This window comes from Chroococcidiopsis sp. [FACHB-1243], from assembly GCF_014696895.1.
GTDB lineage: Bacteria > Cyanobacteriota > Cyanobacteriia > Cyanobacteriales > Chroococcidiopsidaceae > Chroococcidiopsis.
Genome location: NZ_JACJQX010000025.1, coordinates 83,909 through 108,189 on the forward strand (window position 1 = coordinate 83,909; position 24,281 = coordinate 108,189).

Consider the following 24,281-nt stretch of genomic DNA (forward strand, 5'->3'; position numbering starts at 1 on the left):
GCGAGATTGAGATTAAATCTTGAATATAAATAATAGTATGAACGTGAAGGTTTCCGAAATAATTGGTTTCGATTTGGGGCATGGGGAAACAGCTGTAGCTAAAGCACCAGCTCAAAGTATTGAGTCTCCCCAAATGCTAGAAATAAATCATAAAAAGAATCAAATTACAGCTCTTGGTTGGCATCCCGATCTCGGCTATCTTGTGGGAGAACAAGCATTAATTCAAGCTGGTGTGACTCAACTGGAAATTGCTTTTAAGCAAAAACCAGATGTCGAACTTTATTCTAGAGAGACGATGCGTCGATTTTTAGAAACTTACTATCGCCTGCTGAAAGAAAGCAAACAGATTGAAGGTGGAATTAATAGCCATTTTTATGTTGGATGTCCTTCAGGATGGTCGTTGGAAGATCGAGAGAAATATCAACATCTATTAGAGTCAACTGGCATTCCATTATTAAGTGTCGTACCCGAATCGCGGGCTGCTTTCATGCAAGCCAAAGAAGTCGGTAAGTTTGGCTACGACCAGCTTAAGTCATCAGTGCTAATTGTCGATATTGGTTCTTCAACTACAGATTTTACCTTAGTTAAAAGCTTTCACGAAATTCCACTAGATTTTGGTAGTAATGCTCTAGGAGCTAGCTCGATCGATAAGGCAATTCTTGCTCGTACTCTTGCTAACCACGAACAGAAAGTTTTACTAGAACAAGTATTTGCAGAATACCCCCATCATCAAGCGCGGTGCGAACTTGCCTGTCGTAAAGCGAAAGAAGATTACTTTTCTAACGAACAAATATACAGCGATTCTCAATCCTTCGCACGCGGTTTTGAGTCGATTAACGAACAGATTTTTTTTATTCCTAAAGTCAACCAGCAAATTATCACAGAAATTTTAAACCAGCCCCTACCCGAACTAGGAAATAAAAGTTGGCAAGAGTCGTATCGTCAGGCAATTAATGAGGCAAAGAAAAAGCTAGAAAACTTTGGGGTAACGCCCAAAGTTTTATTGATGACTGGTGGTGCATCTCGCATGAATTTTACGCGCCAAATTTGCGAAGAAATTTTTCCCGAACCCGAAACTCAAGTTCGTCCCGATCCAGAACCAGAACGATGCATTGCATTAGGTCTAGCACGAGTAGGAAGATGGGAACTACGCGCTAGTGCATTTAAAGCAGAAGTTGACAAACTATACGACTCGCACCAGCTCAAAGAGGCGATCGCCAGAAATATTCCAGAGCTAATTGAGCTAATAACTCAGCCATTATCGATCGCCTTGATTGAAAATGCTGTTAAACCTGAATTAAAAAACTGGAAAAACGGTCAAATCCGCACTCTGGCAGAGCTTGAAAGTTGGATGAAAAGCCAAGCAGAACAGTGGTTGAAAAGCGATCGCGGTCGGCAACTCATCGATAATAAATGCGTGACTTGGTTCAACAACAGCATTCAACCTGAGATCGCAGAGCGAACCGATCCGATTTGTCGTCAGTTTCAAATTCCTAGAAGCAGTTTAAGGTTAGAAAGTGGCATTGACCCAACTTTAGTCAATCCTGACTTACCGATAGGGAATGCTATCCTTGCCGATGCAGTGGCATTTACAATTAATTTGGTCATTGGCAGTGGTACTGTTGGTAGCATTATCGCTCTACTCTTAACTGGGCATTTAATTGTACCGATCGCACTAGTTTATGGTGCAGCTCTCGTTGGTGGGGGAGTGGGGTTAAATCGGGAGAAAATTGAAGCCACGATTAAGGAAAAGTTGGATATTCCTAGTTGGATTCGTTTTGTGGCATTAGGAGATAAAACAATAGATAGTATATGTGACAAAATGAAGCCCGAACTAGAGTCAAGTCTGAGGGAAAAAATGACCCAAGAGCCGCAGGCTTTTGACGAGCTGATTGAAAAGATCGGGCATCAGGTGAAGAAAGCTTTGCATACCAAAGCCGAAGAGGTGACAATTCTCATTCAGTAGCAGGCGTTTGGGGTTTTATTGGCGGCGATCGTCTGCTGTTTGGTCAAAACTCCTCTAAAAGGCACAGTAGTACTACTTCATTGGAAAGACGCGATCGCACTGTTGTTTTTCTAGGATTGTAAGGGTTAGAAGTATGCAGTTATTAACCATTCATGGATAATTCATTCACCCGTCCCTTAGCTGTCGTTACAGGTGCTTCCAGTGGTATCGGCTACGAACTTGCCAAACAGTTCGCCCAAAACGGCTTCGATCTCCTCATCACAGCCAATAATTCAAACCTGAACGAAGTTGCTCAGACATTGGAAGGGATGGATGCCAAAGTCGAGACGGTGCAGGCGGATCTTGCTACTTATGACGGTGTTGAGGCGCTGTATAAGAAGATTCAAGACTCGAATCGAGCAGTGGATGCGATCGCCATTAACGCAGGTGTTGGTGTTGGTGGTGAGTTTGCCCGCGAAACCGACTTGCATGACGAACTTAATTTAATTAACCTCAACGTTGTATCGTCCGTCCATCTTGCCAAACGGGTTGTCAAGGATATGGTAAATCGCGGCAAGGGGCGAATTCTCTTCACGTCATCGATCGCCGCCCTGATGCCTGGTTCGTTTGAGGCAGTCTATGCAGCTTCTAAAGCTTTTATCAAATCCTTTTCGGAAGGGTTACGCAACAAGCTGAAGGATACAGGCGTAACTGTAACTGCGCTCATGCCTGGACCAACTGAGACTAACTTTTTCCACCGTGCCGGAATGGACGATACTAATGTAGGTGCAAGTGAAAAGGACGATCCGGCTGAGGTTGCCAAGCAGGGATTTGAAGCCTTGATGAAAGGTAAGGATAGTATAGTCGCTGGATCGCTCAAGACGAAGATTCAGGGTGCGGTGAGCAAAGTCTTGCCCGATACACTCAACGCCGAACTGCACCGCCAGCTGACTGAGCCAGGATCGGCAAACAGTTAATATCGTGATGGGGCGATCGAGAGTATGAAAAACTTACTGCAAAAATTCTCATCATTGAGAAATGCGACCGTTGGATTAAGCGATCGCTCTGGGGAAAATCGCGTTCTCTTATTCGATTCATGTGAGGCAGCCTATAATGTTGCTTTCATGCTCGACGGTCAATGGGATGAGTGTAATAGTGCGGTCATACCTAGCTCAGATGAAATAGCAATTAAAACTGCTGCTAGCTTGGTGGAAGCTAGATGGTGTGACAGCGGTAAGTCTTGTACTTTATTACCCAAACTCAGTGTTGAGATATTAAAACGACGCTATGCGGTCGGAGATAGGCACTTTATCAATGCCAATCTCATGTGCGCCGATCTCAGCCATCTCAATCTCAGTCAGATAAATTTCGGCTGGGCAAAGTTGAGAGGGGCTAACCTCAGCGGTGCAGATCTCAGTGGTGCTGACTTGACTGCGGCAGATTTGAGCGATGCTAATTTGAGTGGAGCCGACTTAAGCAGTGCAAACTTATTGCGGGCAGACTTAACAGGCGCAAACACGAGCGATACCAATCTCTGTGGTGCTTGCTTGAGGGGGGCGATCGCCCAAATTAGAGGCGATCGCATCTCTTAACTCAAGCTACTCCAAGCTCGACAGTCATACCTGCATGGCGCAACCGTTGTGCCAGAACGTCACCAAGTCCAGTTGCAGGGGTGAGGATACCCCCACGCCGATCGCCGGGGAGTTTGTCTTCATTCAACGCCAAACACAGTGCTGACTCGCATAAAAATTTCACCGTGGCGCGGTTGCCAGGATCGCCGCGATCGCAAATCAGTCCCTGTACCTTGCGTCCGTCGCTCGTCAATCCTAAAAGTTCGCAGCGAAACCATCCCTCGTTCATTGTTTTCTCCGATGGTCCGCTACCTGGTTGGGGTAAAAGGGGTTGCAGCAGGCTACGGATTGGCGGTTGCTGGATTGCCCCTACAAATAGAGCCGTTGCTGCTGTAATTCCAACTGCTGGCAGCCACCCTATCGGGGAGTCGAACTTCAGATATTCTTGGTAGGTAAAGTCAACACCGTATGGCTCCTGCCACTGACTGTATAATGCACTACTACGGCGTGCCACGCGGGTATTAACCACACCCATGAAAAATGGCGCTACCCACGTATCCAGATCGGGATCGTATTGCGGGAATTCTGGATCTCGATTGCGTTCTATTTCTTCTGGGGAGCGATCGCTGGTTGGATTGAGTAGGAAAGGATTGCTTACCTGACTTACCTGAGTGGAATCATAGATATTAAAAACAGAAGCTAGAGTCCCACCGTTGAATCCGCCCATAGCTTGATAGTAAGCTTTTACCGCTCGGCAGGACGCTCCTAGTTCTCGCTGGATGTAGCGGACTATCAGGTAAGTCCCCAAATCTGAAGGTACGGAATCAAATCCACAGCAGGGAATAATGCGCGTGCCATCGGCTGCGGCTCTATCGTGGTAGCGATCGCAGAGTTCCTTCACCCAAGGAGTTTCGCCGGTAATATCAACGTAGTGGGTTTTGAAGCGCACGCAGGCATCAACAATTTTATTGCCATAGAGAGCGAATGGTCCCGCCGTATTCAGCAGTACCCGCGTCTGAGACATGATGCGATCTACGGCAGTTTCATCTTGACTGTCTGCAACTAATACATCGACATTGACACCAATTTGCGCCTTTACCTGTTCGAGTTTTTCACGGTTACGACCTGCGATCGCCCAACGTACCTCGCCAGGAACTACATGCTGGGCAAAGTATTGCACTGTTTGCTTTCCAGTAAAACCACTAGCTCCGTAAAGCACGAGATCGTATGGACGAGCAGTCATTGAATGGCATCCTCCCGATGAGTTAAATCTGTTTTACCAATTTCCAGCAGTTGTTTTGATTAATCACCTTATAACAACCTGAGTTCGACGGATTAAAAAATAGCTGGAGGTAAGGCAGGTAAGCCTTTGGGTTGCAAATCTAAAGAAAGCAGCTTGGGCTGATAGGTGTAAGCCACCAAACCTGACAAGAGATTGACCAGAAAGTTAAACACACTGCGATGGCGAGAATGCTCAATCTGACAGATGTTTTTGAGTCGATTGTTAACAGATTCAATCAGTGTTCGTTGACGGAATAAAATAAACAGCATAGCAACATTCAGACACCAAGGCATCAATTCTACGAAGCGGTCATAGCTGACGCTTATGAGGAAATGCTTTACGCCAATGGGGTTGCACTGTCAGGGCAAGCGAAATCCTTAAATGTTCTTGCTCCAGACCCATGAAAGGCGATGACGATGGTAATGATTTCACTTAGGTGCATCCGCGAGCGACTCCGTTTCTCTCCTAGCATAGAAGGTAGTTGTGCCTGCTGTTCCCATAACTGTTCAAATTGCTGATAAAAATCATCCACATCACAGAAAATTTGAGTCAGGTCAAGACGCGATACGATAGAGTCCATCGCTGAGACTAAAATGATTACATACCTTTAAAGGTAGTCTCAGCTTTCCTTTTGCGCTTCTGTAAGCTCGTCGAACTCACGTTAATTCCGCGCTTCCGAATTCCGAATTCTCTCCACTACACCCCACACCCGATTCTTCACTGCTCGTGCGCTCCCTGACTAATCCTGCTGGTGGGAGAACAAGTAAGCACCGTAAAGAGATAAGGCGATCGCGACTATGAATAAAACAAGAATGCTATACCAAGGAAACTGCGATAGTGGTAAATATGCAGCCGCTCTTAGCCCAATACTGGTGTAGGTTAGTGGTAAAAGGTAAACAACCACTTTGAGGAAACCTGGTAGCGTCCCAGGCTCGAAAAATGTGGCTCCCAGGAATGACATTGGCACGATGAGAAAGTTGTTAACCAAACCTACGCTTTCGAGCGATCGCACCTTTAACCCAACTATTACCCCTAAACCTGCAAAGACAGCACAGTTCAAAACTAACAGTAGCCAAAATAAGGGATTGAGAAAACTCCAAACCTTACCAGTAAAGATCGCCGCTACTAAAACCACCGTCGCTGAAGTCATTAACCCCCTCACAACTCCAGCTAGCATTTTACCCATGTGTAAGGCAAGGGGATGAACAGGGACTAAGAGCAATTCCTCAAAAGTTTTGGCAAATAGGCGATCGCCACAAATTGAAAATGTCGTGCCACCAAAGCTAATGGTCATGGACGATAACGCTGCCATTCCAGGCAAAATAAACTCTAGATAGCTATCACCTACAGCAGGCTTGGGCAACGAACTTCCCAAACCCAGACCAAACGCCAAAATATAAATCAAGGGCGATACTAAGCCTGAAGCAGCAACTTGGGCAATCCGCACCCGTAATTCTAGCCAATCGCCCCAAAATATCGTTAAACTATCTGCTATCAGGGTTTGTAGATAAATCTTTCTTGCTTTTAACGTGCCAACTTGAAGATTCACTTACTTTGAGTCCGAACTACGAATTCATACTTCTTAATTTTATGAAAAATCAGGGATCGGGAAGTCGGGAAAGAGAGTGGCTAGTGAATAGTGGCTAGAATTGCTTCCTTGTCTCCCCTGTCTCCCTTGTCTTCCTCGTCCCTAAGTCTTTCTTATCCCTAAACCCTACACCCTAAACCCCTATCAACGATGAGACGTAAAGCTACTACTAGAACTGCACCTGCTCCGAAGTCTTCACCAGTCAAAACTGCCTTTAATTACCTTTCGGTTATGGTACTGGCGGCTGTGTTGATCTTAGGAATTGGTATTGGCATTGCTTTTAGTTCCACGACAATTACCGATACTCGAAACGTTGCCTCTCGCGAGTTTATCGATCGCGCCGCACCTAATGCCGATCTGTGCGTACAGTATGGCGCTAGTGCAATGGTCATGGATACTAGACTATTTGTTTCTCTCAACCCCTTCAACGTGTATGTATCTCAGCCTAGTATGCGCCCAGGTTGCGTGCTGAGAACCAACAGCTGGAATCTTTTAGAAGACCGTAAATTAGTGACTAACGAACAAGTGCGAGATTGCAAAAACCGAATGAATACGTTTGGTTTTACGGGAGATTTAGGCACTTCTCCAGAAATTAATTGCGTTTATCAAAATGACGGAGCCAAGAATTTCTATCTGACGCAATCTGGCGGTACGCCTGGTCAGACCGAACAATTCTAAAAGCTAAAAAAGGCTAATAGGGTATTTTAGGGGGCGTACAGCTAGCTGTACGCCCCCTAAAACTGATGAATTACTGCAAGCGATGTCCGCAAGCAGAACAGAAGCGATCGCTCGGACTGACTTCCGTACCGCACTGACTGCAAAAGCGGTGCGTACCTGAAACTGCCTTATCCATGCGCAGTTCCATGTTACCCATGCGCATTTGCATTGGGTTCATAGTCATTTCCATGTCACCCATTTTCATAGGTTTCATTGGCTCCATCGGTTTCATTGGCTCCATCGGTGGCATCAATGAGGTAGGAATATAATCGACCTGCTGTAGTTGGATTTGTTGTGCGCCTTGAAGTGAGGGAGATTCAGCCATCATGCCCATACTATTACCCTGGATTTGGATGAAGTATTGTCCTTGACTAGTCGTAATTTTGACGACCACACCATTGGCATTTCGGAATGATTCTGGGGATGCTGTCCAACTTCCCGTCACAAAACTTTGACTCGATTGTTGCTGCTGTCCGAGGCTACTACTAGCAGTAGTCACAATTGTTTGCTTACCTTGATTGTCGAGGTAGGCTCTTTGACCCGTGCCAATCTCGCATACGTAAGCCATGAGAACCTCTTTGCTGATTAATTCCTAATTACTATTATTATCTAATCTTCTTGCAGTTAAAGAGCGATCGCTTAACATTTATCAGTTAACAGGGAGCAGGGAGTAGAGGGAATTACTCGTGACTCGTGACTTGATTTTGACTTTTGACTTTTGAATTCTCTTCTCGCTACACTCTTCTATAGAGCTGAATCTGTAATCTTTCTCTTCCTGGAATTTCCCTTTCTAGATCCACAAAAGTTTTTTCCAGCTTGTAGTTTTGTCGAAGATAGTTTTTCATTCTATCTAAAATATTTTTATTTTCAGTGCGATCGCTAGACACGATCGCATAAAGTGGTTTTTTTGCCATAATTGTATCTAGCTCTCTAGCCGGATCTTGACCAGTAATTTTTGCTAGTTTTGTGGTGATAAATAGAGGAAACGCATATCTAGTTGGTACTTGAGCTGGTACTAAGCAGTAAATTACTGCGTGATAGTTAAAGACATATATATAATCTGTAGGAATCACTCTTTGATTCAAGTATCGAGCGATCGCAGAGGGAGTATTTCCCCAATCTTCTATTCCTTTGATACCGCGAAAGTATATATACTTTCCGCTGAGTTGAATTTGAGGATATAAATTATTAAATATCGGCGTTACTAAGATGAAAGTCAATAAAAGAATGTTTTTAAAATTCGTAAACTTATTGATTTTTAAAACTATATTGTTAATTAAATAAGCATTTAGCAAAGCCAAAGAAGGTAAAACTTGAATAAAATAGTTTGCATAAAAGCTTTTAGGAGAAGAAACACCAAGAATGGCTGCAAATATCCACACAAGTATATAAACTAGCTTTTTATTCTCGCCTAAATTATTTCTACCAATTGTTCTCATATAAAGAGGTGTCGCGAATAAACCCAATAATAGAAATAAGTTCCTCTTAATTTGAATTGTCAATCCCGATGCCAAGCTTGCCAATGTCACCCTCTCACCAGTGACACGCAATAAGTTAGCTGTGAAATTAGCAGATACATAATCGTTGAAGTGACCGTTAATCCAAAAATAAACTGCGATTAAGATAGTAGGAAGGATAAAACCAGAAAGCAGAAACACGTAGCTTCGCCAAAGGTGTTTGAATCGATACTTTTTAGTTTTTGGTGGCAAAAACCGCAAAACGATCGCCGTTAAAATTACAATAGCAATGAACTCAAATATCACGACTTGCTTAATTGATAGTGCTATTCCCATTGCTAAACCAATAGTAAATAGCCGTAGGAAATTGCGGCGCACTGAACCCTCAGTATTTATTTGAAATAACTGGTAAAATGAGAATGTGGTAAAAACGGCAAAAAATATTTCTGTATTAGCGGCAAGTTCATCGTTTCCTGTTGAAAAAGTAGCGTAAAGCAAACCTGCTATTAATCCAAGTTGACGCTGACCGTTACCCAGTAATGTACCAAACTTATATAAGAGAAAGCAGGTCAGTGCAACAGCTAAACAAGCCATAATAGCTGTTGAAAAAACTGAATTACCGAATAGAATTATACCCAGACAATAAACTAGGTATATCCCAATGGGTTTGTTGTCCCAAATTTCTGTATAAGGAAGTTTACCCGCCAGAAAATCTCTGGCTATCAAAAAGTACAAACCTTCATCACCATTGTTATTGATCCCAAACTCAAAGAAGGCTGGCAACCGTAAGAGAAAAACTAAAATCGTAAAGCCTATACAAACTAATAAATCTATCTGTTTGACTTGCTTTAATCTCATATTCATTCTGAAATTAGTAAGATTTAGTCAGAACAATAGCCGGGATCTAGTTACAAGAAACAATAAAAGCTAATACTTTTCCAGAAAAGTATAGTTCAAAAATAGCTTATGTATGCTTGAAATCTCTGTAATTTTATATACAAAAAATTGAAAGATACACTAATAAATTTTTGCTGAACGGTAAAATAGAGTTAGTCGATTTGTGCGGGTATAGCTGTAAATTAAAGGAGGCGATCGCATGACAGTATCCACATCAATTCCTCAGATGCCAGTACCACCAACTTTTGCCACAGTTGCAGAAGAACGTCGCGATCGCAAACAACGCTTAGCGGTTGCTTTCCGCCTCTTCTCCCGCTACGGCTTTGATGAGGGTATCGCCGGACACATCACAGCCCGCGATCCTGAATACCGCAATTGCTTTTGGGTCAATCCCTTTGGAATGCACTTCGGACAGATTCGCGCGCGAGATTTGATTCTCGTCAACGACAAAGGTGAAGTTGTAGAAGGCAACAAACCAGTTAACGCAGCCGCCTTCGCCATCCATTCTCAAATTCACGCCGCCCGTCCCGATATCGTCGCCGCCGCCCACGCCCACTCTCTCTACGGTAAAAGCTGGTCTAGCCTCGGTCGCCTCCTCGATCCCCTCCAGGATGCTTGTGCTTTCTACCAAGACCACAGATTATTTGACGACTATACCGGAGTCGTACTCGATCCAGCCGAAGGCAAACGCATTGCCCAAACTCTAGGACAAAACAAAGCCATTATTCTGAGAAATCACGGTCTACTGACTGTAGGAGAAACAGTAGACGAAGCAGCTTGGTGGTTCATGACAATGGATCGTTCCTGTCAAGCGCAACTCATGGCAGAAGCCGCTGGTATGCCTCGCGTCATCGATCCTCAACAAGCAAGTATTGCCCACAGCCAAGTAGGTTCTCACCACATCGGCTGGTTTAGCTTTCAACCGCTGTATGACAGAATCGTCCAGCAAGAACCCGATTCGCTTGATGACTAGTAACTCAGTCATCAGAATGCCCTAGATAGGGCATTTTGCAATTGTGCTACCATTTGAGCGCGGGATGAGACATTCAATTTGCGAAATATACGTTTGAGCGCTTGTTTGACAGAATTTTCAGTAATCCAAAGTTGCGTGCCAATTTCGGCATTTGTCAATCCTTGAGCCACTAAATCGGTAATTTGAATTTCACGCGGCGTAAGACGAAGAGAATTGTCAGCGCTGGATTTAGCTCGATCTATCTCTAAATGGCAGCTAACAGAAGGCGATCGCATTGTTGCCATGCGAGTAGATAAATGCAGACAAATTGCACCCAGATCGGTCAAATCTTGAGTGGTAAAGGCAAGATTGCCCCGTTCGCGAGTCAATCCAATTCCACCCACTAGTTGACTGTTAGAGACAATTGGTCCTGTCATGACGTGCCAATGATCGGCACGGGGACAAATTGCTCTCCAGGCTTTAGGCGACACGACTAATGCTTCATGTACGGGTGCGTGGTGTTCGACCAAGTAACGTAAAACTGGGTTGTATTCTAGCGATGTAGCGAATTTGAGAATACCTTGCCACTTGGGATCGACAGAGGAAAGTTCATCAAAGAAAAATAGCCTACAGCGGCGGGCTGCAAAGTACTCGCTGACTGTCACCATGACACGCTGGTGTACTTCTGGAAGATTTTGCGCCTGAGCGATCGCCGCTAATAAAGATTGTAAAGAATCTCTCATCATTGTGAGTACAAACTGTACCCGATCGAGGACTAGATGCAATTGGGAGAGCAATATTATCTTAACTTCAGTGACAGTCAATCTTTTGTCAATTCACCCTCAAGGAAAACTTTAGCATGGCACTCAGTTCTAACTTCAATTTTGCGCCGACAGCATCTCGACGCTGGAATCAAATCGGTTTTTATACAGTTGCAGTACTTTTTAACCTTTGCCTGACTATCCAAGTGTTAACCGTTGGACTCGCCTATTTTTACAGTCCTCAGTGGTGGAATGTCCATGTGTGGCTGGTGCGTGGTTACAGTGGATTGTCTTTAAGTTTTATTGGTGTGGGTGTACCTAATTCCATATCCGCGTCGAGTGCGGAGTTTGACAACAAGTATGCCAATATTGCTGGGGTTACAATTTCTCACGATTCATCTGAAGTCACCCTTACCTTTAGGTGTACTTCATCCCTTGTTTGGATTCGCGTTATTTTCTGCATCCACAACCTTAGTTCATCATGTTTGGCGCATTTTATCTACTAAGTCTAATGTGGAAGAGACTGCTTTGACACATGACTAATGACTACCTTCACGAGTGTTTGTAACTTAAATAGACATGTTCTAGAACATATGAAAATAACAAATCCAGTAAAGACTATTTACAGTCTTCTGAAAATGGTCGTTAGTACAAATTTAGGTGTGAATGTCATGGGCGAGAAACTTGAAGATATTTTTAATTATCTCCAAATTTCAGATTTAATTGCTACATCAGGACAACCAACTGAACCACAAATAACAGCAATTAAAAATGCAGGTTATCAAGTGCTAATTAATCTTGCTCCACTCGAAAAGTTTGAAACTACATTACCGAACGAAGCAGCACTTGTAGAATCTTTCGGTATGGAGTACGTTCACATTCCCGTGATTTGGAATAAACCAACTTTAGAAGACTTCGATCGCTTTGCGCAAGTCATGCAAGCTAATAGCGATAGCCCTGTTTTTGTCCACTGTGCGGGTAACTTTCGCGTTTCTGCATTTATGTATCTCTATCGACGAATTTATCAAAATATAAATGAGGAACAAGCACAAAAAGACTTACACAAACTTTGGGTTCCTGATGATACTTGGCAGCGATTTATGAAGGAGGTAATGGGTAATATGAAGGAGGTCATGGGTAATGGGTAATTGGTAATTGGTAGGCGGGTTTAACCTTAGAATTATTGGTGATGGTACGGAGAGCTTCAAAAAAACCCGCCCCTACAAATCCTGATAACTGATACTAAATTTTCACTCCTTCCAATTCATTTTCGGTCATTTCATACATCTGGCGTAACTTTTCTAACTTTTCAGGATCGGCGTTCCAAAAACCGCGTCCGTGTGCTTCGATCGCTCTACCAACAATATTACGAAAAGCTTCGGGATTTGCCTTGCGTAACTTTTCTGCCATCTCTGCATCAAGAACGTAAGTATCTGCGGCTTGGTCATAGACCCAATCATCGGTAAAATCGGCAGTACCACCCCAACCAATTAAAGCTGTCATGCGCTGAGAAATTTCAAACGCACCTCCCGAACCTTGATTTACCATTGCCTCCGCCCATTTAGGATTGAGTAATTTGGTGCGGTATTCCATTCTGAGTAAATCGTCCAAATTACGCGGTGTCGTATCCTGAGAAAAACTTTCGACAAAACTCGCAGTTACTTTTTTCCCTCGCTGCTTTTCCGCTGCCTTTTTCAAACCACCTGTATTAGCATAATATTCTTGAATATCCGTCAGACCGTATTCGACAGAATCGATTTCTTGAACGATGCGATCGCACTTTTGCAACAATTGCGTCAAGACTTCCGGTCTAGCCCGTCCCTTATCTTGTCTACCATAACTAAATACATTGCGATCGCGCCAAGTATTGCCTAACTCATCCCCCGATTCCCAATTTCCATCCGTGACTCGTTCGTTCACCATCGAACCGAAATCGCCTGCTGGATTGGAAAATAGCCGCGCTGACGGATTTTCTACACCCTGCGCTTGTAAGGCTAAATAGTGCTTGCGGATGAAATTTTCTGTTTCCGATTCCTCAGCCATAGCCGCCCGTTGGAATAGATCGTCGAGTAATTCGATAATGTTGACAAAGCTATCGCGAAATATGCCGGAAAGATTTCCTAGCACGTCAATTCGAGGATGTCCCACTTGGGCAAGCGGCTTCAATCCATAACGGACGATTCGCCCCGTACCTTCTTTGATGGGTTCTGCTCCGACTAATTCCAGTAAAATTCCTAAAGACTCGCCCCGCGTCTTAATTGCATCCAGTCCCCATAACATCACAGCTACAGTTTCGGGATATTCTCCATGTTCTTGTAGATGTTGGCTGATAATATTTTGCGCGATCGCCTTTCCTCTTTCATATGCCGCAGGTGAAGGCATTCTGTAGGGATCTAAAGCGTGAATGTTGCGTCCTGTAGGTAACACACCCATACCATCCCGCAACAGATCGCCCCCAGGTGCAGGAGGGATGTACTCACCATTGAGTCCACGTAGTAAATTGATTAATTCCTCATCAGTTTGCATCAATAAATCGCGAATTTGTAATGCTTCTTCTAATTGTGCGATCGCATTTACGGGCGGGTTTTGAACGGAGATTTCTTGTCTTAGCTGTGAATTTTTGGCTAAACCCGCCCCTACAATTTTCCCATTGGCGATCGTATTTACGGGCGGGTTTTGAGGAGAGATTTCTTGTCTTAGCTGTGAATCTTGGGCTAAACCCGCCCCTACAATTTTCCCATTGGCGATCGCGTCTACCACATCTGCTGATAATTCTTCGCCAAAATATGCTTGCAGATAACTTGCTAATTGTTCTCCACTGGGCGGTTCTCCTAAAACGTGTAAGCCACTGGAAAATAGGCGGTTCTCTAATACTTGTAAATACTCGTATACCTGTAATAAATAGCGATCGAAGACGACTTTACTAAATAACCGGGCGTTCTCAGGAGTAAAAGCAATCCCTAAATGCTTTGCTTCTGCTAACGGACAATCTGTATTAATTCCCGCATCTACAATTTTCTTACAAATTGCCTCTTTCAAAGCATAGTTCTTCTCTGGATCTTCGCGATATTCAGCAATCAAATCGCGCAACGCTACTAACTCTTTGTATAAGCCTGCCCGACCATAAGGAGGAACGTTATGAGAAATAATCGTCCCGTATCCTCGCCGCTTTGCCAAAATTGACTCAGAGGGATTATTCGCGGCATAAATATACAAATTGGGCAGATTGCCTAACAAAATATCCGACCAAGAATAGCCTGTGTTTCCCAAAGGAGAACCAGGCAACCATTCCACCGTCCCATGCATTCCAAAATGAATCACTGCATCCGCTTGAAATTCTTGCTGCAACCATTTGTAGTAAGCAGCATATTGGGGATGGGGAGTTAAATCGCGATCGAACATCAACCGCATCGGATCGCCAGGAATACCTAAAGGTGGTTGTACGCCAATCCAAACATTACCTAACTGCACGCCACCCACAAGTAACTCATCACCGTAAGTTTTAATTCCACTACCGGATAGAGATTTCCAATGTTTCTCAATTCGAGATGTTTGCAAGTAACCAAGCCATTTTTCTAACCTCTGCGTGGGAATCATAACTTGGGATTTTATCTCACGCAAAGACGCAAAGGCGCAAAGCTTACCTTCTTTCTCTCTTGGCGGCTTAGCGTCTTTGCGCGACACGATCTCTTCATCCGCTGCTTTCACCCACCGGATCAATTCTTCCCCGTCTTCCGGTAAATCTCCTACGGTATAGCCTCGATCTTTTAAAGCTTGGAGAAATTTCAGCAGCGATCGCGGTACATTTAATAAGGCTGCCGTTCCTGTCGCCCCGTAACCAGGGGGAAAACCATAGAGAATAATAGCTATTTTCCTTTCAGCCGCAGGTTTCTGACGCAAAGCAATCCATTTCTGTAACCTTGCTACCAAACGCTGGACTCGTTCGGGGATCAGATAGATCTTTTCTCCCACCAAGCCACCTAAAGGCACGGTATCGATCGCGCCGTCGAGTTCTGGTAATGCATATAATACGACACTTTGCAAGCCTCCGATTCCTTGGCGCGTCCAAGAATGGATGTCTTGAATTAAGAGTGGTGCAGCAACGATATAGGGTACATTCTTGGCGCTGAGAATGCGCGTTGCAACTTCTACCTGTCGTCCAGCTTCCATCGAACCCGCCGGACCACCTACCAAAGGAAAGCCAATTGTAGAAACGATTGCATCGACTGTAACAGCTTCACTCGATAAAGAAGGAGTTTCGACATTTCCTAACTGTCTTTGTGCGGTTTCATAAGTTGTCGTCATCCAATCTCTGACTGCAACGTGTCCTTCTACACCGTTAATAAAAATTGGTAAAGGGATCAATCCCGCTCTTTCAAAATAGCGAATTAATTGAGGAATATAAGGTTGTTTGGTAATGACGTGTTTGCGGTAGAGTAGAATTCCGACAATTGGTTGTGTAGAGACGTTACATGTAACGTCTCTACATTTTTGATACCAGTTTATATATTCGCGGGGTGAGGTGAAAAAGCCTTGGTAATCGGGGTGTAACAATCCCATGTTAGGTGTTTCGATCGGGAGAGGAATATCACCTATTTTTAACCCTAAATATTTCTCGGCTAGCGTCCAAAAGAGTGCCGCAACGTTATCCGATCCACCCGCATTCCAATAGCCGTAAATAATTAGCCAGTTGCGTAAGTCTTGCACTTTTTGAACTGGGACGTATTTTAAGAGTTTTGGTCCCACTTTCAAAAAGCTGATATATCCTGCAAGGCGGTCTTCTTCTCGTCCTTGACTAAATTTATCCAGAATAAATTTAACTGGCTTGGGCATTCCCTTGGGTTTGTCACCGATCGCAAATGCACCGAGTTTGGTTAAACTCATTAATTCCAAGGCTGACTCAAATACCAAGCGAATCGGGATCGCGCTGAGGCGATCGCGCAACCATAAAACTTGGTCGTAGTCAAATAGCAAGCTACCGAAGAAAACATCAGCGTTATCGAGTGCAGCCTCTATTTCTGTAGGTTTGGTAGAAATATCGCGATCGCTAAATACGCAAATTTCTAATTCTGGGCAGCGGGAACGTGCCAAATCTGCCGCTTGGCGGTACAAGTCAGCGTTGAAAGATTCAAACCCAGCGATCAGTACTATGCGCTTCATGCCCAGATGTCAAGAAATTTCTACTTCGATCTTAAGGAGAAATTTCTTGCCTGGGTAGAGATGCGATCTTCGATCGTGATTTTCAACCGGATGAGATACAAGACCTGTAGTAGGGGCGCACAGCTGTGCGCCCCTAGCAACGTATGCCATCTTATCCCAATCTCGCCACTACCCAATTCGATCCAACCAGCCGCCAACAGCTACAGATAATTTTTGTCCCAACCTCAACAGATAGCGTAATTGGGTCAAATCCCACATCGGACGATCGCCATTTCGACTTTCTGCGTCACCGTCAAGAGTTTGGAGACACTGCGGGATAATTTGACTGTGCAGACAGCGGCAGTAAACTTCTTGGACGCGCGCCAAAGATAAACCGAGATTGAGCTGACAACCGATATCGATCGAACGCTCGATTTTTTGAGTTTCTTCTTCTACAGCGACATTACCGTGTAATAGTTGCCAGAGCGATCGCAGCATCAACTGTTCTAGACTTTGTTTGACTTCTGGTAATTTCAACTGACAGCGTAACAAGTTAGCTTCTGTAGCGACTGCTTCTAATTCTGCCAAGTGTTCCCAAGTGTCGCGATCCCCAATTTCTTCACATAGCGATCGCACCAAATCTGAACAGCGACTACCTAAAGCAATCTCAGCTGCAACTTGCAACTCTTGGGGGACGGGTAAATAATCGCGGTGGTAAGCCATGAGTACCCCATAGTTATCGCGATAAACTTGGGTGTAGAGCAGATCTAAGCGCGTCAAGCTTTCCTGACTCAACATCTGGACGATTCGGTGACGTTCCTCGGCAATTAAATCTTGCAAATTGAACGCGCGATCGCCAAATATTTGAATCATCTTCTGAATCGCATGGGCGGCGCTAGCTTGTTGCAAAGACTCAAACACTTGCTCTTTCATCTGGTTGTACGATCGCCACCCTGTAAATGGCTGAATACAACAATGGAAATCCCAGCCACCGAGATGCAACACGGCAAACACCAACTCTTCTTTCTCCCAGGTAATTTCTGACGTGAGTTCCAATTGCCCTACGGCTAAAGTCAGCGTACCGACGCGCTGCCATTGGTAGTCTAGCTGATTGACCGTATAGCAATAGAGATGGGGAGTAGGAAGCGGACAGTGAGTTGTGGAAAAGCGATCCAACTGGCTGTTGACCGTTGACCGTTGACCGTTAGAGCCGATTTCCTGTTTCCTAAATAAGGAAGTAATGGCATATTGAGCGGCAATTTGCTGAAAGTTAACTTGAGCCGTTAATACCAACTGTCGGTAGACTTCCGCCCCATGACCGAAAGACTCGACATTACTAGGGGCAAGGTTGAGATGGTTGATAAATTCTTTTTCCAGTTGTACGCCTGCCACATCTTCCGCAAGTTCCAAAGCTCTAGCAGCATAACGCAAAATTTGCGTGCCTTCAGGACGGGAAATTTCTTCAAAGAACCAACCACAACTCGTATACATTAACAAGGCATGACGCTGCATTTCCAATAACCGCAGGGCATCGACTCGTTCTGAGTCCGTCAGCGAATGGGATTGATGGCGAGAGAGGAAGCGTTGAACGTTAGCCACCGAGCGATCGCGAATGACTTGAATATATTCATCCCGTACTAACCAGGGATCGCAGAATAGATTTTTAGCAGCAGTTTCGTAAACATCAATTAAGCGATCGCGCAGCCAATCCAGCGCATTGCGTAGGGGTCGCCGCCATTTTTGATTCCACTCGCCGCCACCACCGCAACCGCAATCATCTTGCCAGCGGTCTACACCATGCGCACAACTCCAAGCAGTAACGGGTTTGAGTTCCACTTCCCAAGTTGGCGGATCGAGGCTGAGGTAATGGGCGTAGTTCGTCACCGTCCAACCTCGGCGAGGAAATTCTTCTGTAAAGGCATAGGCGAGAGTTTTTTCCGTACCACCTTTGTGATGTCCGAAGGTTTCGCCATCTGTAGCGACAGAAATTAGCTGTGCAGGACGGCGATCCCCGCGAATTGCCAATCCCAACCGTCCGATAAAGTGATGGGAATTGCTGAGTGCATCGCTAAAACCCATATCCCGCGAAATTGGACCATCGTAGAAGAAGATATCTATGTATGGAGATCCCCCCTCGCCCCCCTTATCAAGGGGGGTTGGGGGGATCGGATTGTGAGACGATTTCAAATAGCAACGATAGGGACGAGTGGGATCGATCTGGCTACCTCCAACTTCGTGCCACTGAGTTACTGGCTGTTCGTCTGTGGGGATCGTTCGGCAGCGTTGGGCTTGGGAGGGAGCAAGGATAATGAAGCGAATTCCCTCTGCTACCAAAGCCTCTAAGGTGGGATAGTCTACCGCAGTTTCCGCCAACCACATGCCTTCGGGATCGCGTCCAAAACGAGAGCGGAAATCTTCTATCCCCCAGCGGATTTGGGTGTACTTATCCCGTTCGTTAGCTAGAGGTAGGATGATGTGATTGTAAACTTGAGCGATCGCATTCCCGTGACCGTTAAGACGAGCGCAACTGTTGCGGTCTGCTTCGATTATCCGCTGATACATCTCCAAATCGTAACGCTCTAACCAAGACAGCAGCGTAGAACCGAAATTGAAGCTGAAATACTCGTAGTTGTTAACGATCCCCAAAACTTCACCGCGATCGTTCAATACCCTGGCAAAAGCGTTTGGACGATAGCATTCATGGTGGATGCGCTCGTTCCAGTCGTGAGCGGGTGCAGCACTAGGCTGACGCTCGATCGCATCTAAGTAAGGATTCTCGCGAGGTGGCTGATAGAAATGACCGTGAACGGTCACGTATACACCTGTAGCCGTTTGCAAGGGATTGAGACTTACTTGATGCTTGGCATCGCGATCGAGCGGAAAATTTGATTCAGCAGCTGGAAGATCGGCAGCAGAGGTCATGAAAGTTATATCCAAATTACAAATTAATTTTTACAAGCTCTACAATCTGCTACCCTATATTGCTCAAAGGAGTAGCTATGTGCAATAACGTGCTTAAGACTCTAGATTAAAACTCAAATGAAGCAACGATCGAGATAGCTGGGGGTAAATCGGTGACTGATGGCAGATGTTGAAGTCAGTCGCACCCTAGCTTGACCTTGCTCCCAAGCAAGAGATCGCACTCGATCTTATTAAACTGCAAGTTTAGGTTTATTTAAGCTTGGCTTAATATTTTGCCAATTAGGTTTGGGGATCGGTTCACGAATCTATAGGTTTAGTTACATGTCAGTTATCAGTTATCAGCAATCGGGTATTGTAAGGGCGGGTTTAGCAAAGATTCACGTCTACGATCGGAAATCTGCACGCAAAACCTGCCCTTACACTTTGATTGCGAAAAGGCGCGAATTGCGAATTACCCATTACCTCCGCCTAAAATCGGTTGTACCGATAATTAATCTTTTTAGTTCCAATTATCGGTAATGCCGCAGAACACGCTACAGCCGTCACCGTGGTAATGAAAAATAAAATGGATCTTTCCTGTATCTGTTGCTTTGGGATCGAGCTTGCAGATTGCGTTATTTGTCGACTCCCGTACTGGCAATAACTGGCTGGGTGTTGGGACAGCCAATGGATCTCAACTTCAATCCGTTTGAACTGGTAGCGGTAGCAGTATCTGTATTAATTGCAAATTCTATTAGTTCTGATGGTCGCTCGAACTGGTTAGAGGGTACATTGCTGTTAGCTGCATATGCAGTGTTGGGGTTGGTGTTTTATTTCCACCCTGTAATTGACGGTATCGGATAATCCCTCATGTCAATCAAGAATATTATTTCGCTTGGATTGTTGGTTTTCATTCCCATCTCGATCGCAGCTCGTTATTTAGAGTGGGGATCGCTAACAATATTTATCACGTCGGGGATCGCAATCGTCCCTTTAGCAATTTGGCTGAGTACGGCAACAGAAGAAGTAGCGATTGTTACGGGTTCCTCAATTGGTGCGTTGTTAAATGCCGTATTCGGCAATGCCACAGAGCTAATTATCGCCCTAGTTGCCCTCAAGGAAGGATTGGTTGATATTGTCAAAGCCAGTATTACGGGCAGTATTATCAGCAATCTACTTCTGGCTATGGGTTTGGCGATGTTGTTGGGAGGTTTGCGTTACAAAGAACAGGACTTTCAACCTGTGGTAGCGCGGGTGAATGGTTCTTCCATGACACTAGCTGCGATCGCCATTATTCTACCGACACTGGTGATTGAAACTTCTAGCGGCATCGAACCAGTAGCGATTAAAAATCTCTCCATTGCAGCCGCAGTCGTGTTAATTCTGGTCTACGGAATGACGTTGCTATTTTCGTTAAAAACCCACAGCTATTTATACGATGTGGGATTGGTAGATTTGGAAAATGAAGCTCAACCTGAGTCTGAATCGTCTACCCATAAACCTAATCTCTGGCTGTGGGTTGGCGTTCTAGCCGCCGCTACGCTTGCTGTTGCTTACGAATCAGAGTTATTTGTCGGTCAGGTGGAGGAAGCTACCGCTGGATTGGGACTAACTCCCTTGTTTACAGGTGTGGTGCTGTTACCTCTGGTTGGTGGTGCGGCAGAATACGTGACAGCAGTGCGAGTTGCGGTCAAAAATAATATGGACTTGTCCGTCTCGATCGCGATGGGTTCGAGCCTTTTGGTAGCATTGTTTATGGCTCCTGTCTTGGTAATTGTTGGACAGGTAATTGGACAGCCAATGGATTTAGATTTCAATCCATTTGAAGCCGTAGCTGTAGCGATCGCTGTCTTAGTTGCAAATCTAATTAGTTTAGATGGGCGTTCTAACTGGTTAGAAGGAACATTGCTATTAGCAACATATACGGTATTGGGCTTAGCTTTCTATTTTCACCCGGTCTAATATCCCATAAATTCTCAAGGGTCGAGTGGACTGCGCGTTCCTCGATCCTTACAATTTAATACACGAGTATAAATCATCAAAAAATTACATTTAAAGCTTGATTTTGATTAGATAAAGAACTTTTCCAAAATATCAAATCTGCTAAAAATGCTTCGGCTTCCGCACTTTTCATGTCATTTGGGTGACGTTTATTACGAAAAAGAATATAGCGTTTAATCTAGTAAATGTAAGTTCTTTCTGTTTGATAAGAATAGTGCTTAAGACGGATAAAGTTTTGTACTTATTCGAGCAGTTTTTTTAAAAGCTGTTCCATAGAATAAAAATTTCTGGGTATTCTGACCGGAAAATACTGTAGGTATTTAGTATATCTCGATCTAGGAAAAGATTATACGAAAATTTTCTGTACAATAAACAGTTAGACTGCAAGATGGGCTTTCTCGACGACGGGAACTACCATGAACTTGTATGACAACTACTATGAACATATACGACAGGGTCGTTATTGCCTACGATAAAAATCTTGAAAACTTTCAGATGGCAACCGCGATCCGAGGGATGCTTGAGTGTTACGGTCTCAACGTCTCTCTGGTCTGGCTCAACGAAAAGCGGAATGCTATAGACTTTCTGGCAGGGCATATCCCAAAGGCTGATTACACAATCCTATGTGCTCACGGCATTGGGAAAGAGAATCGTATCTGGCTGATGGTTGTTGAGAAGGTGGTCGGGACGGAATACAGGTACGAGGAGGTAGAGTTCAACCTGACCCCAGACAACATTGGAGAGTATGTCAAGAATGCTGGCGGGACGTTTATCACTACAGCCTGCGACTCTGGCTGTGAAGGGTTCGCGAAAGCCTTTTTGGACGCGGGCTACCGAGCATTCATTGCCCCTAACGTGGCGGTGGACTTAACTTCAACCGTGATGTTCATCTGCGGCTTCTTCTGCAATATGCTGGCTCACGATCGCGATATCCATAAAGCCACCTATACGGAACGTGAAGCGGTCGATCGCGCAGCGGCGATCCAGCCGTTCCCAGACGGAACTGCCGCCTTCCGGTACTTCAGCGGAGACCACAACGGACTGTAATGATTCGAGTTTACCTGCCTGTTTAGCCCGAAGCAGAATTCCCAAAATTCCCGTTACCCTCAATCCTAAAGACTTGGCAACTTTTCTGCCTTCACGTTCATCCAAGAGTGTCCAGTCTGCCTTAAGTTCAATGGCAAGGGCGATCGCCTCAGCTTCTCCTCGATCCAGTGTTTGCTTCAGCAGTTGGGCAAGCGGTTCGTTGCTCACCTCTTGTACTTGAATCCATCCAAATGAAATTGCTTCACGAATTGCTTGAGAACCGGGTCGTTCTTCATCAACTTTCAGTTCTTCCAATACCGCATTGGGAATCAGAATTTCGCCAAATTGCTGGCGTAAGAGTTCAAGCTGATTCACAATTGCCAAATTGAGAATTGGTGAAGTGTTACTCACTACGGGCATAGCTTAAGTCATCATCCAATTCTTCAAAACCATAATGCCGAAACACTCCACGACGAGAGAGCAACTGTCCAAATTCGTATTTGTCCATTTCAGCTAGCTCTCGCGCTTTCCCAAAGGAGAGAATGTCTTGTGTATAAAGAGCAATGGCGAGTTCCCTACGCAATTCTTGCTCAATACGCTGCTCGGGCAAGCGAAGGGCTTGCGCAATCGAATCAGAGATCGAGATTTGTAGCCCCATCTTCACTTAAGGTCGTAACGTTTTGTCTGTTACTATCATGGTATACTCACAGACCAGACTTGAGAGCTTATCAGGTTGCAGCCGCAAGCTTTACTACCAGGATTCAAGAGTTTTTCAGAGAAAGGCTCGGTAGCCCCAAATGCAAAGGTATTCTGCCTTTTGGGAAAGCTATAATTTCCTCCCCTTTGAAGCCGTAGCTGTAGCGATCGCTGTGTTAGTTGCAAATCTAATTAGTTTAGATGGGCATTCTAACTGGTTAGCAGGAACATTGCTATTAGCAACATATACGGTATTGGGCTTAGCTTTCTATTTTCACCCGGTCTAATATCCCATAAATTCTCAAGGGTCGAGTGGAATGCACGCCACTCGACGCCGTTCTCTGCCTAATAAATTAGACAATAGTGTATTATATTATACAAATTACACAGCAATTTAATTTCATGGTTTGGAAAGTTAGATTGCAAAATTTAGTGTCATAAACATGTTGAAGATATGAGACAGAAAAAGTCAATTGTATTAATAGTTATCTCTTAGTTTCCCAACAGTCTCTATTGTAAGAGGAGAACTTTAAATAATGGTTAGTCAAAAAACAATTGAAATTGTTAAGGCAACTGCGCCGATTATTAAAGAAAAAGGTGAAGAAATTACCAGGCGGATGTATCAAATTGCATTTGAAGAACGACCTGACTATAAACGCGGCTTTGAAACGACTTGGATGCAGCATCTAGACGGTGGCGGGTAAGCACACAAATTAGCTGCGGCTGTTTACGCCTATGCGACTCATATTGACCACCTAGATGAATTGGCTACTGCAGTAGATAAAATTGCCCATCGTCATGTAGAAACTCGCATACTACCAGAGCAATATCCGCTGATTGGTGAAAAGCTGTTGCAGGCGATGAAAGATGTTTTGCAAGATGCCGCAACTGATGAGGTTATTGCAGCATGGGCTGAAGCCTATAATGCTTTAGCAAACATCTTTATTCAAAAAGAAAATGCGATCTACAAACAAGAAGATCGAGAACTAACTGAGCAATTGGCGAAAGCTAGTCCTCCCTAGTGCATTGGACTGACCGAAGGAAGCCAAAGTAACGGCTATTTTAGTCGAGAAGCTGAAACAGGCTGAGTGCCTAATAGACCGTGCGATCGCCTATCCTTAAAATCAAAGTAATCAGAATATGCGATCGCTTTATCAAATATTTTAATTCAGTCTAGTTCTTTGAAAAGAAACCTTCTCTTGCAAAAAGAGAGCCGAGCGCAGAAAGCTATATTTTATTTTTCAGCTTAAGTAAGTAGACAGGAAAATTTACAAGTATGTAACAAAAAATTAATTAGACTGATTCGAGTGAAATTTAACACGCCTGGTACTATAGTTTCCTCTTTCTC

At 44.4% G+C, this 24,281-nt stretch carries 17 protein-coding genes and 5 pseudogenes; 11 read left to right on the forward strand and 11 right to left on the reverse strand.

The features are described 5' to 3' along the window. Window positions 1-43 precede the first annotated feature (43 nt). The 3 genes from H6G17_RS19250 to H6G17_RS34190 all read left to right on the forward strand — a co-directional run bounded on the left by H6G17_RS19250 (window position 44) and on the right by H6G17_RS34190 (window position 3,537). A complete protein-coding gene (locus tag H6G17_RS19250) occupies window positions 44-1,966 on the forward strand; it encodes a hypothetical protein (protein ID WP_192159886.1) in 1,923 nt (640 codons plus the stop codon). A 152-nt stretch (window positions 1,967-2,118) separates the two neighbouring features. Next, window positions 2,119-2,922, forward strand: a complete 804-nt coding sequence (locus H6G17_RS19255) for an SDR family NAD(P)-dependent oxidoreductase (RefSeq protein WP_192159851.1) — start codon at window positions 2,119-2,121, stop codon at window positions 2,920-2,922. Between the two features lie 24 nt (window positions 2,923-2,946). Continuing rightward, complete coding sequence (locus H6G17_RS34190; protein WP_199316847.1) at window positions 2,947-3,537, forward strand: pentapeptide repeat-containing protein; 591 nt, start codon at window positions 2,947-2,949, stop codon at window positions 3,535-3,537. Window position 3,538: 1 nt separating this feature from the next. On the opposite strand, the gene H6G17_RS19265 is transcribed toward H6G17_RS34190, so the two are convergent. The 4 genes and pseudogenes from H6G17_RS19265 to H6G17_RS19275 form a co-directional block, all read right to left on the reverse strand. Continuing rightward, window positions 3,539-4,759 (reverse strand): saccharopine dehydrogenase NADP-binding domain-containing protein, encoded by a 1,221-nt coding sequence (locus H6G17_RS19265; protein ID WP_192159853.1) that lies wholly within the window; start codon window positions 4,757-4,759, stop codon window positions 3,539-3,541. Window positions 4,760-4,851: 92 nt separating this feature from the next. After that, a pseudogene (locus tag H6G17_RS32755) lies at window positions 4,852-5,058 on the reverse strand (transposase); the annotation flags it as partial. A 77-nt stretch (window positions 5,059-5,135) separates the two neighbouring features. Then, window positions 5,136-5,378, reverse strand: a complete 243-nt coding sequence (locus H6G17_RS32760; protein WP_199316849.1) for a hypothetical protein — start codon at window positions 5,376-5,378, stop codon at window positions 5,136-5,138. 159 nt (window positions 5,379-5,537) lie between these two features. After that, the gene (locus tag H6G17_RS19275; RefSeq protein WP_192159855.1) at window positions 5,538-6,347 is read right to left on the reverse strand and encodes an ABC transporter permease; all 810 of its coding nucleotides are present in this window, start codon (window positions 6,345-6,347) and stop codon (window positions 5,538-5,540) included. A 189-nt stretch (window positions 6,348-6,536) separates the two neighbouring features. On the opposite strand from H6G17_RS19275, the gene H6G17_RS19280 reads away from it, so the two are divergent. Next, entirely contained in the window at window positions 6,537-7,064 is a 528-nt protein-coding gene (locus H6G17_RS19280) for a DUF3172 domain-containing protein (RefSeq protein WP_015155203.1), read from the forward strand. 70 nt (window positions 7,065-7,134) lie between these two features. Here the strand turns inward: H6G17_RS19280 and H6G17_RS19285 are convergent, their stop codons facing one another. Both H6G17_RS19285 and H6G17_RS19290 read right to left on the reverse strand, forming a co-directional pair. After that, the gene (locus H6G17_RS19285) at window positions 7,135-7,671 is read right to left on the reverse strand and encodes a zinc ribbon domain-containing protein (protein ID WP_192159857.1); all 537 of its coding nucleotides are present in this window, start codon (window positions 7,669-7,671) and stop codon (window positions 7,135-7,137) included. Between the two features lie 166 nt (window positions 7,672-7,837). Continuing rightward, window positions 7,838-9,418 (reverse strand): glycosyltransferase family 39 protein, encoded by a 1,581-nt coding sequence (locus tag H6G17_RS19290; protein WP_192159860.1) that lies wholly within the window; start codon window positions 9,416-9,418, stop codon window positions 7,838-7,840. A gap of 238 nt (window positions 9,419-9,656) precedes the next feature. Here H6G17_RS19290 and H6G17_RS19295 point away from each other — a divergent pair, with 238 nt between their 5' ends. Then, a complete protein-coding gene (locus H6G17_RS19295; protein ID WP_192159862.1) occupies window positions 9,657-10,430 on the forward strand; it encodes a class II aldolase/adducin family protein in 774 nt (257 codons plus the stop codon). Between the two features lie 11 nt (window positions 10,431-10,441). On the opposite strand, the gene H6G17_RS19300 is transcribed toward H6G17_RS19295, so the two are convergent. Continuing rightward, on the reverse strand, window positions 10,442-11,152 hold the full coding sequence (locus H6G17_RS19300) for a LuxR C-terminal-related transcriptional regulator (RefSeq protein WP_192159889.1): 711 nt from the start codon (window positions 11,150-11,152) through the stop codon (window positions 10,442-10,444). A gap of 116 nt (window positions 11,153-11,268) precedes the next feature. On the opposite strand from H6G17_RS19300, the pseudogene H6G17_RS19305 reads away from it, so the two are divergent. Further along, window positions 11,269-11,713: pseudogene (locus tag H6G17_RS19305) on the forward strand (DUF6220 domain-containing protein). A 95-nt stretch (window positions 11,714-11,808) separates the two neighbouring features. Continuing rightward, window positions 11,809-12,318 (forward strand): protein tyrosine phosphatase family protein, encoded by a 510-nt coding sequence (locus tag H6G17_RS19310; RefSeq protein WP_242038485.1) that lies wholly within the window; start codon window positions 11,809-11,811, stop codon window positions 12,316-12,318. Window positions 12,319-12,412: 94 nt separating this feature from the next. Here H6G17_RS19310 and bchH read toward each other — a convergent pair whose 3' ends face one another. Beyond that, window positions 12,413-16,330, reverse strand: a complete 3,918-nt coding sequence (gene bchH / locus H6G17_RS19315; protein ID WP_192159866.1) for a magnesium chelatase subunit H — start codon at window positions 16,328-16,330, stop codon at window positions 12,413-12,415. A gap of 168 nt (window positions 16,331-16,498) precedes the next feature. Next, the gene (locus H6G17_RS19325; protein ID WP_192159870.1) at window positions 16,499-19,231 is read right to left on the reverse strand and encodes a DUF3536 domain-containing protein; all 2,733 of its coding nucleotides are present in this window, start codon (window positions 19,229-19,231) and stop codon (window positions 16,499-16,501) included. Window positions 19,232-19,721: 490 nt separating this feature from the next. On the opposite strand from H6G17_RS19325, the pseudogene H6G17_RS19330 reads away from it, so the two are divergent. Both H6G17_RS19330 and cax read left to right on the forward strand, forming a co-directional pair. Then, window positions 19,722-20,074: pseudogene (locus H6G17_RS19330) on the forward strand (cation transporter); the annotation flags it as partial. A gap of 6 nt (window positions 20,075-20,080) precedes the next feature. Beyond that, window positions 20,081-21,172, forward strand: coding sequence for a calcium/proton exchanger (gene cax, locus H6G17_RS19335; protein WP_192159872.1), 1,092 nt, complete (start codon window positions 20,081-20,083; stop codon window positions 21,170-21,172). A gap of 912 nt (window positions 21,173-22,084) precedes the next feature. On the opposite strand, the gene H6G17_RS19340 is transcribed toward cax, so the two are convergent. After that, window positions 22,085-22,657 (reverse strand): DUF3368 domain-containing protein, encoded by a 573-nt coding sequence (locus tag H6G17_RS19340; protein WP_199316853.1) that lies wholly within the window; start codon window positions 22,655-22,657, stop codon window positions 22,085-22,087. Further along, entirely contained in the window at window positions 22,641-22,895 is a 255-nt protein-coding gene (locus tag H6G17_RS19345; RefSeq protein WP_192159874.1) for a UPF0175 family protein, read from the reverse strand. Before H6G17_RS19345 ends, H6G17_RS19340 begins: the two co-directional genes overlap by 17 nt. Window positions 22,896-23,067: 172 nt before the next feature. On the opposite strand from H6G17_RS19345, the pseudogene H6G17_RS19350 reads away from it, so the two are divergent. Then, a pseudogene (locus H6G17_RS19350) lies at window positions 23,068-23,220 on the forward strand (cation transporter); the annotation flags it as partial. Between the two features lie 249 nt (window positions 23,221-23,469). Continuing rightward, window positions 23,470-23,955, forward strand: a pseudogene (locus H6G17_RS34730) (globin domain-containing protein). Window positions 23,956-24,281: the final 326 nt, after the last annotated feature.